17 protein-coding genes are annotated in these 17,760 nt (G+C 55.3%); 5 read left to right on the forward strand and 12 right to left on the reverse strand.

Annotated elements, in window-relative coordinates; genetic code table 11:
* The first annotated feature begins 2 nt into the window (after positions 1–2).
* Genes secD through AAC637_RS09605 form a run of 3 tightly spaced genes read left to right on the forward strand, consistent with a single transcriptional unit; the run spans position 3 to position 3,016 of the window.
* Positions 3–1,670 (forward strand): protein translocase subunit SecD, encoded by a 1,668-nt coding sequence (gene secD, locus AAC637_RS09595; protein WP_340303361.1) that lies wholly within the window; start codon positions 3–5, stop codon positions 1,668–1,670.
* Position 1,671: 1 nt separating this feature from the next.
* Positions 1,672–2,640 carry a protein translocase subunit SecF gene (gene secF / locus AAC637_RS09600; protein ID WP_340303362.1) on the forward strand — a complete coding sequence of 323 codons (969 nt, stop codon included), beginning with the start codon at positions 1,672–1,674 and terminating at the stop codon, positions 2,638–2,640.
* A 22-nt stretch (positions 2,641–2,662) separates the two neighbouring features.
* Positions 2,663–3,016, forward strand: a complete 354-nt coding sequence (locus AAC637_RS09605; RefSeq protein WP_340303363.1) for an Mth938-like domain-containing protein — start codon at positions 2,663–2,665, stop codon at positions 3,014–3,016.
* Here AAC637_RS09605 and AAC637_RS09610 read toward each other — a convergent pair.
* The 10 genes from AAC637_RS09610 to secG form a co-directional block, all read right to left on the reverse strand.
* On the reverse strand, positions 3,013–4,389 hold the full coding sequence (locus tag AAC637_RS09610) for an aminotransferase (protein ID WP_340303364.1): 1,377 nt from the start codon (positions 4,387–4,389) through the stop codon (positions 3,013–3,015). The genes AAC637_RS09605 and AAC637_RS09610 overlap by 4 nt on opposite strands.
* 144 nt (positions 4,390–4,533) lie before the next feature.
* Entirely contained in the window at positions 4,534–5,760 is a 1,227-nt protein-coding gene (locus AAC637_RS09615) for a DegT/DnrJ/EryC1/StrS family aminotransferase (protein ID WP_340303365.1), read from the reverse strand.
* A gap of 132 nt (positions 5,761–5,892) precedes the next feature.
* Entirely contained in the window at positions 5,893–7,194 is a 1,302-nt protein-coding gene (locus AAC637_RS09620) for an NAD(P)/FAD-dependent oxidoreductase (protein WP_340303366.1), read from the reverse strand.
* Entirely contained in the window at positions 7,191–8,558 is a 1,368-nt protein-coding gene (locus AAC637_RS09625; RefSeq protein ID WP_340303367.1) for a glutamine synthetase family protein, read from the reverse strand. The genes AAC637_RS09620 and AAC637_RS09625 overlap by 4 nt, the downstream gene beginning before the upstream one ends.
* Positions 8,555–9,244, reverse strand: a complete 690-nt coding sequence (locus tag AAC637_RS09630; protein WP_340303368.1) for a type 1 glutamine amidotransferase — start codon at positions 9,242–9,244, stop codon at positions 8,555–8,557. Before AAC637_RS09630 ends, AAC637_RS09625 begins: the two co-directional genes overlap by 4 nt.
* A 66-nt stretch (positions 9,245–9,310) precedes the next feature.
* Entirely contained in the window at positions 9,311–10,645 is a 1,335-nt protein-coding gene (locus AAC637_RS09635; RefSeq protein WP_340303369.1) for a glutamine synthetase family protein, read from the reverse strand.
* 74 nt (positions 10,646–10,719) lie between these two features.
* The gene (locus AAC637_RS09640) at positions 10,720–11,157 is read right to left on the reverse strand and encodes a tellurite resistance TerB family protein (RefSeq protein WP_340303370.1); all 438 of its coding nucleotides are present in this window, start codon (positions 11,155–11,157) and stop codon (positions 10,720–10,722) included.
* 40 nt (positions 11,158–11,197) lie between these two features.
* Entirely contained in the window at positions 11,198–11,986 is a 789-nt protein-coding gene (rlmJ, locus tag AAC637_RS09645) for a 23S rRNA (adenine(2030)-N(6))-methyltransferase RlmJ (RefSeq protein ID WP_340303371.1), read from the reverse strand.
* A 20-nt stretch (positions 11,987–12,006) separates the two neighbouring features.
* Positions 12,007–13,650 (reverse strand): CTP synthase, encoded by a 1,644-nt coding sequence (locus AAC637_RS09650; protein WP_317655514.1) that lies wholly within the window; start codon positions 13,648–13,650, stop codon positions 12,007–12,009.
* 192 nt (positions 13,651–13,842) lie between these two features.
* Positions 13,843–14,226, reverse strand: a complete 384-nt coding sequence (gene secG / locus AAC637_RS09655; protein ID WP_340303372.1) for a preprotein translocase subunit SecG — start codon at positions 14,224–14,226, stop codon at positions 13,843–13,845.
* A gap of 282 nt (positions 14,227–14,508) precedes the next feature.
* Between secG and AAC637_RS09660 the strand changes: the two genes are divergently transcribed.
* Together AAC637_RS09660 and AAC637_RS09665 are read left to right on the forward strand one after the other, a co-directional pair.
* Positions 14,509–15,804 (forward strand): adenylosuccinate synthase, encoded by a 1,296-nt coding sequence (locus AAC637_RS09660; RefSeq protein ID WP_340303373.1) that lies wholly within the window; start codon positions 14,509–14,511, stop codon positions 15,802–15,804.
* A 33-nt stretch (positions 15,805–15,837) separates the two neighbouring features.
* The gene (locus AAC637_RS09665; protein ID WP_340303374.1) at positions 15,838–16,071 is read left to right on the forward strand and encodes a DUF2842 domain-containing protein; all 234 of its coding nucleotides are present in this window, start codon (positions 15,838–15,840) and stop codon (positions 16,069–16,071) included.
* 4 nt (positions 16,072–16,075) lie between these two features.
* Here the strand turns inward: AAC637_RS09665 and AAC637_RS09670 are convergent, their stop codons facing one another.
* Together AAC637_RS09670 and AAC637_RS09675 are read right to left on the reverse strand one after the other, a co-directional pair.
* On the reverse strand, positions 16,076–16,810 hold the full coding sequence (locus tag AAC637_RS09670; RefSeq protein ID WP_340254563.1) for an SDR family NAD(P)-dependent oxidoreductase: 735 nt from the start codon (positions 16,808–16,810) through the stop codon (positions 16,076–16,078).
* A gap of 47 nt (positions 16,811–16,857) precedes the next feature.
* Positions 16,858–17,604, reverse strand: a complete 747-nt coding sequence (locus AAC637_RS09675) for an SDR family NAD(P)-dependent oxidoreductase (RefSeq protein WP_340303375.1) — start codon at positions 17,602–17,604, stop codon at positions 16,858–16,860.
* Positions 17,605–17,760: the final 156 nt, after the last annotated feature.

A 17,760-nucleotide genomic window follows, 5' to 3' on the forward strand; every position in this document is an offset into this window, starting at 1 on the left:
ATATGCTCGATATCCCGCTATGGAAACGCATCCTGATTTGGGGCGTGGTTCTGGTTGCACTGGCTTTGGCCGTTCCAAATTTGGCCTATGATCGGGTCGAGCGTTACAATGATGCCCTTGCTGCCCTCGAAGGTGGCGCGCCCTCTACGCCTGAACTCGAAGCGGATCTGGCACTTTGGCCGTCTGTTCTGCCCTCAAGCCTTGTTAATCTTGGGCTTGATTTGCGCGGTGGCGCGCATCTTTTGGCTGAGGTGCGGGTTGAGGATGTCTATTCCGCACGTATGGACGCGCTTTGGCCCGAGTTGCGGGATGCATTGCGCGATGCCCGCGATGAGGTCGGCCCCATTCGCCGCACCGATGCCCTCGCAGGCGAATTGCGGGTGCAATTGGGTGAGGCCTCTGGCATGGCCCGCGCGGTGGAATTGGCCCGCGGTTTGGGTGGCCCTGTTGTCAGCCTAACAGGTGTAGGATCAGCCAGCCTTGAGGCGCGCGGCGAGGGCGATGTGCTGATCGTCTCGCTTTCTGAGGCGGAGAAGATCGCAACTGATGATCGCACCATGCAGCAATCGGTGGAAATTGTGCGCCGCCGTGTCGATGAGGCAGGCACCCGTGAGCCGACTATCCAACGCCAAGGCGAAAATCGGATTTTGATCCAAGTTCCCGGTGTAGGTTCTGCACAAGAGTTGAAAGACCTGATTGGCACCACGGCACGCCTGACCTTTCACCCTGTCATCACCCGCACCAGCGACCCTGAGGCCCGTGTGGACGCGCGGCAACTGCTGCTGCCCTCGATGGATGAAGAAGGCGCGTATTACATTCTAGAAGAAACCCCCGTGGTGACGGGCGATGATCTGGTTGACAGCCAACCCGGTTTTGACGCGCAAAATGGCCAGCCCAATGTCAGCTTCCGCTTTAACCCGCATGGCGCGCGCCTCTTTGGCGAATATACATCCGCTAATGTCGGTGCGCCTTTTGCCATTGTTCTGGACAATGAGGTCATTTCAGCGCCCACAATCCGTCAGGCGATCACGGGCGGCTCTGGTCAGATTACAGGAAGTTTTACGGTCGAAAGTTCGACCCAATTGGCGGTTCTTCTGCGCGCAGGGGCCTTGCCTGCTGAGATGACCTTCCTTGAGGAACGCACCATTGGCCCTGAATTGGGGGCTGATAGTATCGCAGCGGGTCGGATTGCCGCGATTGTGGCCTTTGTGGCGGTGCTGCTGTTTATGCAGGCGAGCTACGGCCTTTTCGGCCTTTTCGCCAATATCGCGCTGCTGATGAACGTGGCGATGATCTTTGGTATCCTAAGCCTTGTGGGTGCTACCCTGACATTGCCGGGGATTGCGGGGATCGTACTGACGATTGGTATGGCGGTTGATGCCAATGTGTTGGTCTTTGAACGGATCCGAGAAGAATTGAAAACTGCACGCGGCCCGGCCCGCGCGATTGAACTAGGCTATGATCGTGCGATGTCGGCGATTGTGGATGCCAATATCACAACCTTCCTAATCGCGGTGATCCTGTTCACCCTTGGCTCTGGCCCTGTCAAAGGCTTTGCCGTCACTTTGGCCATTGGGATCATCACATCTGTTTTCACTGCGCTTTATGTGACGCGGGTCATGGTCGTTACATGGTTCGAACGCGCCCGCCCCAAAAAGATCGAGGTCTGATATGAAACGTCTTAGACTGGTTCCAGAAGTCACCAATATCGACTTCTTCCGTCATGCCCGTATCACGTTTGGGGCCTCTGTCTTGGCAGTGTTTGTGTCCATTGGGGTTTGGTTCGCGCTCGGTCTGAATTTCGGGATTGATTTTTTGGGTGGCACGACCATCCGCGCCGAAAGCTCGACCCCTGTCGATGTTGGGGCCTATCGTGAAGCCCTCAGCCCGCTGGGCCTTGGCGATATCGCGATTTCCGAAGTGTTCGACCCAAGCTTTGGCGAAAACCGCCATGTGGCCATGATCCGAATTCAGGCACAGGCGGGTGAAGAGTCTGTTACGCCCGAGATGATCGCGGCGGTTGAAGCCGCATTGCAAACCATCGCCACTGATATGACATTCCCATCAGTGGAATCCGTTGGCCCCAAAGTCTCAGGTGAATTGATCACCACAGCCCTCATTGCGGTGGGCGCGTCCCTTGCGGCGATTTTGATTTATATTTGGCTGCGATTTGAGTGGCAATTTTCGGTGGGTGCAATTGCGGCGCTGGTGCATGACGTTCTGCTGACCATTGGCCTCTTTTCTCTTCTCCAAATCAGGTTTGATCTGGCGACCATTGCCGCGATTCTGACGATCATCGGTTATTCGATCAACGATACGGTGGTGATTTTTGACCGCCTGCGCGAGAATCTAATCAAATACAAAAAGCGCGATTTGCAGGATGTGATGAACCTATCGGCCAATGAAACACTCAGCCGCACCTTGATGACTTCCGGCACTACCCTTTTGGCGCTTTTGGCGCTGCTTGTTCTGGGGGGGGATGTGATCCGCAGCTTTGTTTTTGCGATTTTCTGGGGTGTCATCGTTGGCACCTATTCCTCGATCTATGTTGCAAAGAACGTGGTGTTGATGATTGGCGTAAAGCGCGATTGGTCAAAACCAGATCAGAAGGCAGGCACGACCTTCGCGGAAAAAACCTAATCCGAAGGGGGGCGTATTTCCGATGGAACTTAACGAGGTGCGCTATAATGGCGGCATGCCGATTGACGGATATGGCGCAGGCTTTTTCCGCATTGACGGGGCGGTCTATCACGGCGCTCAGCTGATCTTGCCCAATGGGCGGCAGGATTGGGGCGGCTATGACGATCCCGCGCCCCTGCTTGCAGCGGCGGGTTTAATTGATGTTGTGCTGATTGGCACAGGGGCGGAGATTGCGCATATCCCCGCCAAACTACGCGCGGCACTTGAAGGCGCGGGATTGGGTGTCGAAGTGATGGGCAGCCCCTCAGCCGCGCGCAGCTATAATGTGCTGCTTGGCGAGGGGCGGCGCATCGGTGCGGTCCTGCTCCCTGTTTAGGCAACCTCACTAAACACGGCGTTCAATGCGCTGTTCAGTTTATCGCACATTTCGTCCATTTGCTCATTGGTCAGATTGAACGGCGGACACAGAACCACGGATTGTCCTAAGGGGCGGCAAATCAAGCCGTGATCCGTGCAGGTGTTGGCGATGCGCTCACTGACCGATAAATCCGAGGCAAAGGGGGTTTTTGTGGCGCGATCCTGCACCGCCTCAAGCGCCCACATATAGCCGATCCCGCGCAACTCGCCGATATTTGGGTGCTTCGCGATCTCGCGAAGACCTGCCTCCATGCGGGGTGCGCCGATCTTCACCATATCGGCCAATCCCTCGTTCAGAACCACATCGATTGCCTTAAGCCCAACGGCGCAGCCCACAGGATGGCCTGAGGCGGTAAAGCCGTGCGGAAATTCCTCGACCGGGTCGATGGTGGATTGCAGTCGCGTGGATAATTCTGGCCCTAAAATCACCGCGCCCATCGGGAAATAGCCTGCCGTCAGCACCTTGGAGGAGATAATCGCATCAGGCACAAACTGATAAGTGTCGCATCCCCATATGTTGCCCGTGCGACCAAAGCCGCAGATCACCTCATCTGCGATGAGAGGGATGTTATGCTTGCGCAAGATCTGTTGCACGATCTGGAAATAGCCTGCTGAGGGGGGGATCACGCCGCCTGCACCCATGACGGGTTCTGCGAAAAACCCTGCGATTGTGTCGGCGCCTTCCCGCGCGATGACCTCCTCCAATTCTGCGCCAAGGCGGGCGCTGAATTCTGCCTCGGTTTCATCTGCGCGCCCTTCACGCCAGTAATGCGGACAAGTCAGGTGGATGAACCCCTCCATCGGAAGACCAAAGAGGCTGTTGTAAGGTTTGCCTGTCATCGAGGCTGAAACCGCGGTGACGCCATGATAGGCATTTTTGCGGGTCAGTATCTTGCGCCCCTGTGGCCGCCCCTCGGCCTGTGTCATGAACCATAGCATCTTGACCATGGTGTCATTCGCCTCAGACCCAGAATTGGTGTAAAACACCTTGCCGCTGTCAAAGGGGGATACCTCAATCAAACGCTCAGAGAGGGCAACAGTCTGATCTGACATCCGCCCGAAAAAGGCGTGATAGCCAGGAAAGCGGTCATATTGCGCCTTGGCGGCCTCGGCCAAACCTTTGTGATCAAACCCCGCGACCATATTCCAAAGGCCAGAGTTCGCGTCCAAATAGCGTTTGCCGTTTGTGTCGAACACATAAGGCCCCTCGCCATTGGTTAAAACGACAGTGCCGCGATCCCGAACGGATGGGAGATCGGTAAAGCCATATAGACTATATTCTTCAGCGCGGGCTTCCCATGAATTGAGTGGGCTATGATCATGCGCGGGCATCTGGTCACTCCTTCAAGCGTGTCTGTGCAGAGGCTAGCGTCGCATCTGCGCTGCTGCAATTGGGCAAACGCGCCAAAGCCATAATAAAAAGCCCGCGCAAAAGCGTGCGCGGGCCTGTCTTGCTATTGGATCAGGGGTGCTGCGTTACGTGCCGTAGGCGGCCTCCTCTGACCCCATCACATCTTCGGCCGCCATCACCAGCGCGTTGATGATAAAGTCAAGCTCGCTGCGTGTCAGGCGGGCAGGCAGGCGCACATCGCAGGCGCGCATTAACATTGCGCGGGTCTTCGGCAGGTCAGGCATCTCACCGGGAATGAATTGCCAGTTCCAAAACGCACGGGCATTGTCGGTCGATAGGCCAAAGACCTGCACCTTCACGCCGCGCGCTGCTGCTGCATCTTGAAAGGCGACCGCATCCTCATCGCGCGCAAAATCCACTAGATTAAACTGGATAGAATCTGGTGCGCGGGTTTCTGGCGCCAAGGCAGGGGGCACATTCAGCCAAGGTGATTTGTTCAACTCACCCGCGACATAGTCGTGATTGGCAAGGCCATCGCGCACACGGCGCGCCAATTCAGGCAATTGCGGACGGATCACTGCGGCAGACAGGTTTTGCAGGCGCATGTTGTAAAGCGGCAATTGGTTTTGCCAACGCGCAAAGGCCTCAGCCAATTCTGGGTCATTTTGACCATTCGGGCCTTTGTGCTTTTTCCAATTATATTCATAGGCCCCTGACATGATCACAGCGCGGGCAATCAGGTCGGGATCATTCGAGATTAAAATCCCGCCTTCGCCCGCGTTGATCATTTTATAAGACTGGAAAGAAAAACATCCAACTTTGCCAATCGTGCCAATTTTTTTGCCATGCCACAGCGTGCCAAGCGAATGGGCCGCGTCCTCAATCACGGGGATATTGCGCGCGTCACACAGCGCCTTGATGGCATCCATATCGGATGTATGGCCGCGCATATGGCTGATCAAAACCGCATCAATGTCTTGGTCGATCTTGGCTGTGAAATCGTCCAAATCAATGCGGTAGTTTTCGCCCACTTCGACCAATACAGGCTGCATCCGTGCATGCACGATGGACGAGGGAACAGCGGCAAAGGTGAAGGCAGGAATAATCACCCGCGCGCCCTGTTTCAGGCCAAGCGCCTCGAGCGATAAAAACAGCGCGGCGGAACAAGAGGACACCGCAAGCGCGTATTTCACGCCCATCAAATCTGCAAATTCGCGCTCAAGCAGCGCAACAGGCGCATCGGCGGGGGCGGTGTAGCGGAACAGATCGCCAGAGTTCAGAAGGCGGTCGATCTCGGCACGCGCGGCTTCGGGGATCGGTTCTGCGTCATAAACATTTGGCGCAACGGTCATGATTTCACCTTTTTGAAAAAGTCCCTTTCAAAAATCTTTACATAAAATGCGGTTCAAAATCTAGCGAAGCTTTTGTGACACTGGGGCGGTCAGGGCAATTCGCCACGCGTCTGTGGCATCAGTGCCGCAGCGCTAAATTCCCAATCGGTCGCGCAAAGCGAACCATGTCATTGCAAGGGCAAGGATTGGCGCGCGCAACGCGCTGCCACCTGGAAAGCGGGGCGTGGGAAGAGTTGCGAATGTCTCAAGCCCGCGCCCATCCCCCAAAATAGCCTCGGCCATGATGCGTCCCGCCATGCCTGACAGCGCAACCCCCTGTCCCGAAAACCCGCCAGCAGCGATGATATTGGGCGCGATGCGCTTGACCATCGGCAAACGGGTGGGGGTGATGCCAAGCGCGCCACCCCAAACATAGTCGATCTTCACCCCCTCAAGCTGAGGGAATAGGCGATGCATCCGTGCGACAAGCGCGGTGGCGATATCATCGGGAAAGCCAATCGAATAGCTTTCCCGCCCGCCGAATAAAAACCGCCGATCTGCGCTGAAACGATAGTAATTCACAACGAATTTGCTATCCGCCACGGCAATATCTTGGCTCAGCACCTCTTGCCATTTTTGGGGCAGGGGTTCGGTCGCAGCAATGAAACTATTAATGGGCATCACGGCCGCATTCACTTGCGGCAGAATATTGGGCAGATACCCATTTCCTGCGACAATCACCTGATCTGCTGTGACGCTGCCCTTGGCGGTTTTCAGGGTTGCCTTTGCCCCGCGGACAATTTCTGTCACCTCGCTGCATTCGTGGATGACCGCTCCTTCGGCCTCGGCCGTTCGGGCAAGGGCTTGGGCATAGGCTAAGGGGTGCAAATGTCCGCCACTTGGGTCAAGTGTGCCACCGCGATATAGCGGGGATTTGACCAATTCCGCAAATTGGGAACGATCCATTACATGGATCTCATGGTCATAGGTGCGGGCCATATAATCAGCCTCGCGGGCCAATTCATCCCGCTCGGCCATGCTATAGGCGCCATGCGCGATCCCTGAGCGATATTCTGCTTCGGGCGCGTGGGTCTTGCAAAAATCGCGCAGGTTTTTCTTTGCCGCTTCGCTAAGGGCCCATAAGGCGCGGGCCGCATCGGCCCCAAGCCGCGCCTCAAGCCAATCTTGGCCTTTGTTAAAGCCAGAATGCACCTGCCCGCCATTGCGCCCCGATGCCCCAAACCCCACGCGATGCGCGTCTAGAACCACAACCCGAACGCCACGGCGGGCAAGGGTTAGGGCCGCCCAAAGACCTGTGAACCCTGCGCCCAAGATGGCCACATCGGCGCAGATCGTGTCGGCCAATGCGGGCCGATCAGGCGCGGGGGGGACTGAGGCCGCATACCAAGAGGGGGCATGATGTCCCGAGATGTCGTTGCGATAAAGCGGGTTCATACGTTCAACAAAAGATGCTCGCGTTCCCAAGGGCTGATAACTTGCAGGAATTCTTTATATTCGAGGTCTTTGACCGTCTTGTAGACGCTACAAAATTCAGGCCCGAGGATTTCGGTCATAGCCGCGTTTTCCACAAATAAATCCAAAGCATCGCCAAGACCGCGGGGAATATTGTCATCGCCTTGATAGGCATCGCCTTTGAATTCTGCGCTTGGCATTTTGCCCTCTTGTAGCCCGATCAAACCGCAGGCCAGAGAAGCGGCAATCCCAAGATAGGGGTTGCAATCCATGCCTGGCAGGCGGTTTTCGACACGGCGGCTTGCAGGGTCAGACACGGGCACGCGCAGGCCTGTCGTGCGATTATCGCGGCCCCATTCAAGGTTAATGGGGGCTGCGAAATCAGGGACATAGCGGCGATAGCTGTTTACATATGGGGCTAGCAGGGCAATCGCAGCAGGCAGGTTGTTCTGTAGCCCTGCGATGAAATGTAGAAATTCAGGCGTTTCATCACCTGACAGGGTCGAGAAGATATTTTGCCCTGTGGCCATATTCACCACTGAATGATGGATATGCATCGCTGAACCAGGCTCGCCCTCGATCGGTTTCGCCATAAAGGTGGCATAGCAGTTGTGGCGCAACGCGGCCTCGCGGATCATGCGCTTGAAATAGAAAATCTCATCTGCCAATCGCACAGGGTCGCCATGGCGGAGGTTCAACTCAATTTGGCCTGCGCCGCCCTCTTGCAAAATACCATCAATCTCAAGGCCCATGGCTTCGGCAAAGTCGTAGATATCGTCAATCACAGGGCCATATTCATCGACCGCAGACATGGAATAGGCCTGTCGGGCGGCAGCCCGCCGCCCTGAGCGGCCCATAGGTGGCTCGATCTCGCGGGCGGGGTCGGTGTTCGGGGCCACGAGGTAGAATTCCATCTCAGGCGCCACAATCGGCGCGAGCCCTTTTGCGTTATACATTTCGACCACGCGGCGTAGCACATTGCGCGGGGCAAAGGGCACCATCTGACCTTGTTGGTCATGAATGTTATGGATCACCTGTAGCGTCCAATCGGCTGTCCATGGTGCAGGCAGGGCAGTATCCCAATCAGGGGTCAACACCATATCAGGTTCAGTGAACCCATCAGGCGAAGCATCCGCCCAATCCCCCGTGATCGTTTGGAAGAAGATAGAATTGGGTAAGTAAAACTGAGTTTGGCCTGCAAATTTCTGGCCGGGCATGGCCTTGCCACGCGCAACACCTGCAAGGTCGGAGACGATACATTCCACCTCGTCCAAGCGGCGATTTGCTAGAAAACTGCGCGCAACCTCAGGAAGCTTGTCGAGAAAACTGTCATAAACGCTGCTCATGCAGGAACCTTTGCGCTTTTCAATAGGCTTGCCATCTGTTCAGCCAAAATCCCGTTATCGGTGGGGGCTGACAGTTCGGCCTTGGCGCGCTGCAAGAGGGGGACGGGCACAATCCCTTGACCCCGATGCGCAATCAATCCCGCAACCACATCAGCCCCGAATTCTGGATGGGCCTGCACAGTAAAGGTATGCCCCCCGTAAGACAGCATCGCATGGGCGCAAAATTCATTTGAGGCAAGGGTTTCCGCCCCTTCACAGGGGGTAATGACCTGATCTTGATGCCACGCGTTCAAATGCAATTTGCGGCCATCTTTGAGGTGGTATTCTTGCCGTCCGACACACCAGCCGCCTGAAAATTTTTCAACCCGCCCGCCAAGGGCCTGCGCGATGATTTGGTGCCCGAAACATACCCCAATCAACGGAATGCGCGCGGCGTGGATGTCGCGGATCAATGCCTCGAGCGGCGGGATAAACGGATGATCCTCATAGACCCCATGACGTGAGCCAGTAATGAGCCACCCATCGGCATCAAATAGGCCTGTGGGAAACTCCATATCGACCACGTTATAGACGCGGAATTCGAAATCTTGCCCGTCCAAAAGCTGGGCAAAAAGCCGCGCGTAATCGGTGAAATCAGGTTTCAATTCATCAGGCATATGGCCTGTTTGTAAAATGCCAATGATCATGGGTGGCCTGTAAAAAAAGGATATCCAAAGGCTACGCCGCCGCGCATCGTTCGGCAAGGGGGCAGTTTAGACAGTGTCGAGGTAGAGTTGCATCTGCTCTTCGGGTGAAAGTTCGGCCATGTAATGCATCTCTTGACGCTTGGTGGCGAGGTAGTTCGCGACCAACTCCCGCGGAAAGATTTGCGCGGTCATCTGGCAGTCTTCAAAGGCCGCGATAGCCTCACCCCATGTGGTGGGTAAATGCGGGCTCGCCGCATCATAGGCGTTGCCATGGGTGGGCGCGGGTGGTGTGAGTTTGCCCTCAATCCCCGTGAGTGCTGCGCCAAGGATACTGGCCACCAAGAGATAGGGGTTCACATCACCCCCCGCGACCCGATGTTCGATCCGCCGCGCCGCAGGCGTGCCAGAGGGAACCCGCAGCGCGGTTGTGCGGTTTTCATAACCCCACGCCAAAACAGTTGGGGCATGGGCGCCTGGCACAAATCGATCATAGCTGCTGGCATGGGGGGCGAAGATCAGCATAGACCCTGCCATCCCTGCCAAGCACCCCGCAATGGCATGGTGCAGCGCCTCTGACCCTTCAGTGCTGCCATTGTCGAAAATATTGCGCCCCTGCTGATCAAGAACCGAGAAATGCATATGCATTCCGTTGCCCGCGTAATCTTCGTAGGGTTTGGCCATAAACGAGGCGGCAAAGCCATATTTGCGCGCAACGCCTTTGACCAAAAGCTTGAACAGCCACGCGTCATCCGCCGCCTTCAAAGCATCGGATTGGTGCATCATATTGATTTCGAACTGTCCGGGGCCTGCCTCGGAAATCAATGTGTCGGCGGGTATATCCATCGCCTCGCAGGCATCATAAATTTTGGTAAAAAACTGATCAAAGGCATCAAGCTGCCTGAGGGCCAGAATTTCGGCTTGATTGCGTCTTTTGCCTGAGCGGGGCGATGGCGGCACGCGCAAGTCGGGGCCGCGATCATCGATGATGTAGAATTCCAACTCAGTGGCCACAACAGGGGTCAGGCCAAGCGCCTTATACCGATCTAGAACCCGCGCCAGCGCGTGGCGCGGATCACCCGCAAAGGGGCGGCCGTCTTCGTGGAACATCCAAAGCGGCAGCAGCGCGGTTGGATTGCTCAGCCACGGCATTGGCACAAAGCCACGCTCGGTCGGCAGAAGCAGGCCATCGGGATCACCGCTTTCAAAGACAAGCGGGCTGTCATCGATATCTTCGCCCCAAATATCAAGGTTCATGACGGAGAAGGGAAATCGTGTTCCATCCTCCCATGCTTTTTGCGCATAGCGCCGCGCAATCCGTTTTCCGCGCGGCTGACCATTGAGATCAGAGGCCGCAACGCGGATCGTTTTGATCTCTGGATTATCGTTGAGATAGCTGCTCATGCGGCCAGTCTAGCGCGGCATTTTTGAAATGGCAGCGAAATTCGCGCAGGCTTGCGCGTAATTTACGCGCCTGCCTAAAGTTTGGCCACACTTTGGCGCGCAAGGGCGCTGTCGCGGTCGTTGATCCCCAACATGGGCGCCACCATACGCAATAGCGCGTCCTCATCCGCGCTGCGGTGCCCATCGGCTAAGGCAATCGCCCAAAGGGCCTCAATCACCACGATCCGATCTTCATAGGCGACCGACTCCTTGATGGCGCGTGTAAAGCGCACCGTGTCTGGGGCTTCTGCTTCAACCGCCTCGGCCTCATGGATCAGGGCATCAACGCCTGACGGGTCAAGCCCGTAGCGCGCCGCTAAGGTTTCCGCGATTTTCGCGCGTTCTGCTTGGGCATAATCGCCGTCACTGCGCGCAAGACGTACGAGTAATGCGCAAAGCGCCAGCCGCGCATCGCTGTCAGTGATGGGTTCTGGTTTGGGCGCGCCAAGGCGGCGAAGGAGATCTGCAAACATAGGCCCCAATATAAGCTGTTTTTGCGATAAGAGAACCCGCCTAATGCGCCTTGGCTTTTGCAAACACCGCTGCAATCTCGGCCAATGCGGCCTCCATGCCGAAAGGCGGGTTGAGGACAAACAGGCCCGAGCCAATCATCCCATGCCCTTCGCGGGCGGGGGGGAAGGTCTGGCGGTGAAGCATCGCATCAGCAAAGGTTTGGCGTAACTCTGTTTCCATCGGCTGATGGGCTTTGTTTGCGAGGATCGGGTACCACAAGATTATAATCCCAACATTCCATTTGCGCGCCAACTGCCCCATGATTTTTGGGATGCGGGCATAGTCGGTCTTCACCTCATAAGAGGGATCAATCAACATCAGGCCACGCCGTGGATCAGGTGGGCAAATGGATTGCGCCATCTCGAACCCGTCTTGGCGATAGAGCTGCGCCCCTCCCGCTTGGATCATTGCCGCCTGCAGGGCCTCATGTTCCTGAGGATGCAATTCCGCGAGATGTAAATTATCCACAGGCCGCAATAATTCAGCCGCCAAAAGGGGGGAACCTGCATAGGCCTGTGGGCCGTATTTTGCGGCAATTTTTTTCTGTAGGGTCGCATAAGGATGATCTGCTGCAAAACCTGCGCGCAAGCGGGCGATGCCTGCCTCTGCCTCGCCCGTTTTTACGGCTTCGGGGGCGGCAAGATCATAAAGCCCCCGCCCCGCATGGCTTTCAAGATAACTCAGCGGTTTGTCTTTGCGCGTCAGGTAATCCAATACCCATGCGAGGGCCGCGTGCTTATGCACATCGGCCAAATTGCCCGCATGATAGATATGTTGATAAGACAGCATCACGGGCCTGTCAGGCAGGCTTAGACAAGCCTGCTGACATCCTTGGCCGCCCGCACAAAGTCACGGAATAGCGGGTGCGGTGCGAAGGGTTTCGATTTCAATTCTGGATGGAACTGAACCCCGATATACCACGGGTGGTCTTTGATCTCGACAATCTCGGGCAGTTTCCCATCGGGCGAAAGGCCCGAGAAAAGCAGACCGCATTTTTCAAGTTTATCACGATATTTGATATCGACTTCATAGCGGTGGCGATGACGTTCCTCGATGGCGGTTGTGCCATAGGCCTCGGCTACGCGGCTGCCTTCTGCGAGAACCGCATCATAGGCACCCAAACGCATCGTGCCGCCTTTGTCATCATCTGATTTGCGGGTGACTTTATAATTGCCCTGCACCCATTCTTTGAGGTGATACACAATCGGCTCGAACCGCTTTTGACCCGCTTCGTGATCAAATTCCTCCGACCCTGCTTTGGCCATGCCCGCCAGATTTCGCGCAGCCTCGATCACCGCCATTTGCATACCCAAGCAGATACCCAAATAGGGGATCTTGCGGGTTCGGGCGAATTCTGCAGCCTTGATCTTGCCCTCTGTTCCGCGCTCGCCAAACCCACCAGGGACAAGGATCGCATGGAAGCCCTCAAGATGTGGCGCAGGATCTTCGCGGTCGAAAATCTCGGCATCAATCCATTCGGCGCGCACTTTGACGCGATTGGCCATGCCGCCATGGGTCAGCGCCTCGGCGATAGATTTATAGGCATCTTCCAGCTGCGTGTATTTGCCAACAATCGCCACGCGCACTTCGCCTTCGGGATTGTGGATACGATCTGATACATCTTCCCAACGGCTGAGATCTGGTTTCGGGGCGGGGGCGATTTGGAAAGCATCCAACACCGCCTGATCCAACCCTTCGCGGTGATAGGCCAAAGGTGCATCATAAATCGTGCTGAGGTCTTGTGCGGCAATCACGCTATCGGGGCGCACATTGCAAAATAGCGCAAGCTTCTCGCGCTCTTTGCGCGGGATCGGCCCCTCAGAACGGCATACCAAAATATCGGGGGCAAGCCCGATAGAGCGCAGCTCCTTTACGCTGTGTTGGGTGGGCTTCGTTTTCAACTCACCCGATGCTTTGATATAGGGCAGCAGGGTCAGGTGCATAAAGATACACTGGCCACGCGGGCGCTCTTGGCCGAATTGACGGATCGCCTCAAAAAACGGCAGGCCCTCGATATCGCCGACAGTTCCGCCGATTTCGCACAGCATGAAATCCACTTCATCCTCGCCGATGGCGATGAAATCTTTGATCTCATTGGTGACGTGGGGAATCACTTGGATGGTTTTGCCTAGGTAATCACCACGGCGCTCTTTCTCCAAAACGTTGGAATAGATACGGCCTGATGAGACGCTGTCTGTCGCGCGGGCAGAGACGCCTGTGAAGCGCTCGTAATGGCCCAAATCCAGATCGGTTTCCGCACCATCATCGGTCACGAAAACTTCGCCATGTTCAAAGGGCGACATCGTCCCAGGATCAACGTTGAGATAGGGGTCAAGCTTGCGCAAACGCACGGTGTAGCCACGTGCCTGTAGCAATGCACCAAGCGCGGCCGACGCGAGGCCCTTGCCAAGCGAAGAGACCACACCACCCGTGATAAAAATGTATCGTGCCATATACCTATATTCTCCCGCGCGGGCTATTTTGTCTGTTGGAAACAGACCGCGTTTGCCACCTGTATCACGGGATTTGACCGTATCAGGATTCGTGTCCTTAGGGCAAGCGGTCAGCGCTATATCATGTGGCTAAAAATAACAAAGACCCAATATTTATTGGGTCTTTGCGGTGAATTAAATTTAGATGCTGCGTTATTCCGCCCGTGGCGGCAGCGCGGGCGCATCCCCCAGTGCTGGGGGCAGAAGGCTATCTGCCGCAGGCGCGCTGTCGGTTGTGCCATCGGTTGCGGCCCCGTCAGCGGGGGCTGATGTGCCAATGCGGTCTAGCACAGATGTGGTGGCCGAGTTTTGCGCCGCCAAAATGGTCAATGTAACCGATGTAATCAAAAACGCAGTCGCAAAGGCCCATGTGAGTTTGCCGAGGGCTGTTGCCGCTTGGCGGCCTGTCATAAGGCCACCGCCTGCACCACCGCCGCCACCAAGGCCCATGCCGCCCCCTTCGGAGCGCTGCAAAAGCACCACGGCAATCAAGCAGATTGCGAGGATAAGATGGATGACGAGAACGATATTTTCCATGGCGGCCTCAGGTGCGTGTCTGTAACAATCCGTCACTTTTCGCGGATTACTTAGGGGATGCGATCCGCCGCCGCAAGCCAAGAGTTTCACAACTTTAAGGCGAATCCGGTGAATATTGCAACACATATGACAGTTCCATGACCCAAGGATGCGGGCCCGTCCCGCGTTCTGCCGCAGGCGGGCAATGCGTTTCGCGCTTTTCACCGAGGCTGCGTGTCGTTATAGACGCCATCGTTTGCAAGAGCCGGCCATTCTGGCCTGCGGATAAGGACGGATCGTAAAATGGCGAATGTTGTGGTTGTTGGCGCGCAATGGGGGGATGAAGGCAAGGGCAAGCTTGTCGACTGGCTCAGCGAGCGCGCAGATGTGATTTGCCGCTTTCAAGGCGGGCATAACGCAGGCCATACATTGGTTATTGATGGCAAGGTCTACAAGCTCAACGCGCTGCCTTCGGGTGTGGTGCGCGGCGGCAAGTTGAGCGTTATTGGAAATGGCGTTGTTCTAGATCCTTGGCACCTTATCGAAGAGATCGGCAAAATCCGCCAAGATGGTGTGACCATCAGCCCTGAAACATTGATGATTGCGGAGAATACCCCGCTGATCCTGCCAATCCATGGTGAGTTGGATCGTGCCCGCGAAGATGCGGCCAGCGCCGGCACCAAAATCGGCACCACAGGCCGCGGGATTGGCCCTGCCTATGAAGATAAGGTTGGTCGCCGTTCGGTGCGGGTAGCGGATTTGGCGGATGAGGCCACCTTGATCGCCCGTGTTGATCGCGCGCTGCAGCATCACGACCCGCTCCGTCGTGGCCTTGGCATCGCGCCTGTCGATCGCGATGCGCTGATCGAAAAGCTCAAGGCCATTGCGCCTGAAATTTTGCCCTACGCCGCACCCGTTTGGAAGGTTCTGAACGAACAGCGCCGCGCGGGTAAGCGCATTTTGTTCGAGGGCGCACAAGGCGCGCTGCTGGACATTGATTTTGGCACTTATCCTTTTGTGACCTCTTCCAACGTCATTGCAGGGCAGGCTGCGACAGGTGTCGGCCTTGGGCCAGGTGCGGTTGATTATGTGCTGGGCATCGTAAAAGCCTACACAACTCGCGTGGGCGAGGGGCCGTTTCCAACGGAATTGGACGATGAAGATGGCACCCGTCTGGGGACGCGTGGCCATGAATTTGGCACGGTCACAGGGCGCAAGCGGCGCTGCGGGTGGTTTGACGCCGCCCTTGTGCGCCAGACCTGCGCGACGTCTGGTGTGAATGGCATTGCGCTGACGAAGCTGGATGTTCTTGATGGGTTTGACACGCTCAAAATCTGCGTGGGCTATGAATTTGACGGCACGCGGATTGATTACCTTCCAACCGCGTCTGAGGCGCAAAAACGCTGCACACCAATCTATGAAGAGATGGAAGGGTGGCATGAGACGACCGAGGGCGCGCGCTCTTGGGCGGATTTGCCTGCCAATGCGATCAAATATGTGCGCCGTGTGGAGGAGTTGATTGACTGCCCCGTGGCGCTACTTTCCACCTCACCCGAGCGTGAAGACACAATTCTTGTGACTGACCCGTTCGCGGATTGATCTGATCACCGACCAAAGGGAGAGCTGCCTGTCATGGCCCTTGGCTATAAAACCCGCAAGCGTTTGTCCCTGCTTATCCTGATCTTCGGGCTGCCTGCCTATATCGCGGCGGGGTGGTGGCTGATGAGCTTGTTTGAGCGCCCCTCCATCTGGGTGGAGTTTGCCATATATGTGGGGCTTGGTATTTTGTGGGCCCTGCCATTCAAAGCCGTTTTCAAGGGCGTTGGACAGGCAGATAACAACGGCGACAAAGACGGTAAACACTAACGCGTTAGTACGTGGCTCTGCCTCCCGACATATCAAAAACAGCGCCGGTGTTAAATGAGCATGCACTAGAGGAAAGCCACATCACTATATCGGCGACCTCCCGTGCATAGCCAAGGCGCTTCATCGGTGACTTTGCTATCATAGTTTCCACAAAGTCAGGTTCCATCTGGTCGAGAATGTTCGTTTTTACTGCGGCAGGTGCCACACAATTCACTCGAACATTGGTTTCGGCCAGCTCTTTTGCGAGCGACTTAGTAAAGCCTATTACACCAGCTTTTGCCGCAGAATATGCAGATGCGTAGGGTGTACCCTCTTTGCCTGCAAGAGACGCCATATTAATTATGCGACCGTACCCCTCAGAGACCATACATGGAGCTACTGTTTTTGCTACGATATAAGTGCCAATTAAATTGACTTGCACAGTTTTGATCCAAGCTTCTGTGTCGTAGTTAATTGTGTTCTCAGTTGGGCCGGCATAACCAGCATTGTGTGAGAGGAAATCAATCTTGCCCCAATTGTTAATTGTGTCTTTGGTTGCATTCTCGACCTGGCTGAGGTCACTAACGTCAACTTCCTTGAAAATTGCATTTTTTCTTTTGTTCTTTGGGGGATGGAGATCCCATATGACTACCTTGGCTCCGGCATCAAGGTATTGTGAGGCAATCTGAGAGCCGATTCCGTTTGCCCCCCCCGTCACTACAGCAATTCTATTGGAAAAATCGTAAGTCACTTCTTGCATCGACTTCGGTATCCTTTTGGTTTGGTAGGTCCATCGTAACCATGTCACTACTGGGCCAAAAAACCTCCATCGACCGGGAGAGTATGCCCAGTGATCATAGATGCTGCTGACGACGATAGAAAAGCGACAGCGGCAGCCACATCTCCTGGCTCAGCAATCTTGCCTAGGGGCGTCATTTCCTCGATGCGTCGAACAGTATAGGGGTCATCAAGTAACGGTCTAATAAATTCCGTTCTCACATACGTAGGGGCAACAGAGTTGACACGGATATCATAAGGGGCCCACTCAACTGCCAAGGCACGTGTCATATTTACTATAGCTCCCTTTGACGTTTGATACGAGACATTGGGGTAAATACCCCCCCCTGAAAGCCCCATAATTGAGGCTATATTTGTGATGCATCCCGGTTGTTTTGCTTTGACCATCTTTCTGGCTGCAGCCTGAGCACATAGAAAAGATCCGGTGGTGTTGACGTTTGCAACCAAATCCCAGTCCGACTTGTTATGGTCCAGAGCCGGTTGCCGACGCGCTACGCCGGCACTATTCACCAAGACGTCTACGTTCGGGACTTTCTCGAACACTTCGTCGATTTGGTTTGCGTCGCAAATATCAAGCTCGAATGAGAGTGAGTTTGGTATATTCTCGCTTACCGATTTGGCTGCAGCTCCATCTTTGTCCAATATTATTATATGCGAACCTAAAGACGCCATATAATTTGCACAGGCTTCGCCAATACCGTTTGCTCCACCTACTACAACAACAACTTTATCTTTGAACTTGAATTGATTTATCAACTGGTAATCCTAACATTTTAAAACCAAATTCATTGGCGCAGCTTCATAAGCTATAGAGCCCCTTAGTATTTTGTTTAGCTATGCTCTATGTATTTTCCAAAAGCGTTTTTTAGCTTCTGCAGTATCACTTTGAGTGATACGCTAGGGCTAATGAGC

Origin of the sequence: Roseobacter sp. HKCCD7870, assembly GCF_037830315.1 — a bacterium.
GTDB lineage: Bacteria > Pseudomonadota > Alphaproteobacteria > Rhodobacterales > Rhodobacteraceae > M30B80.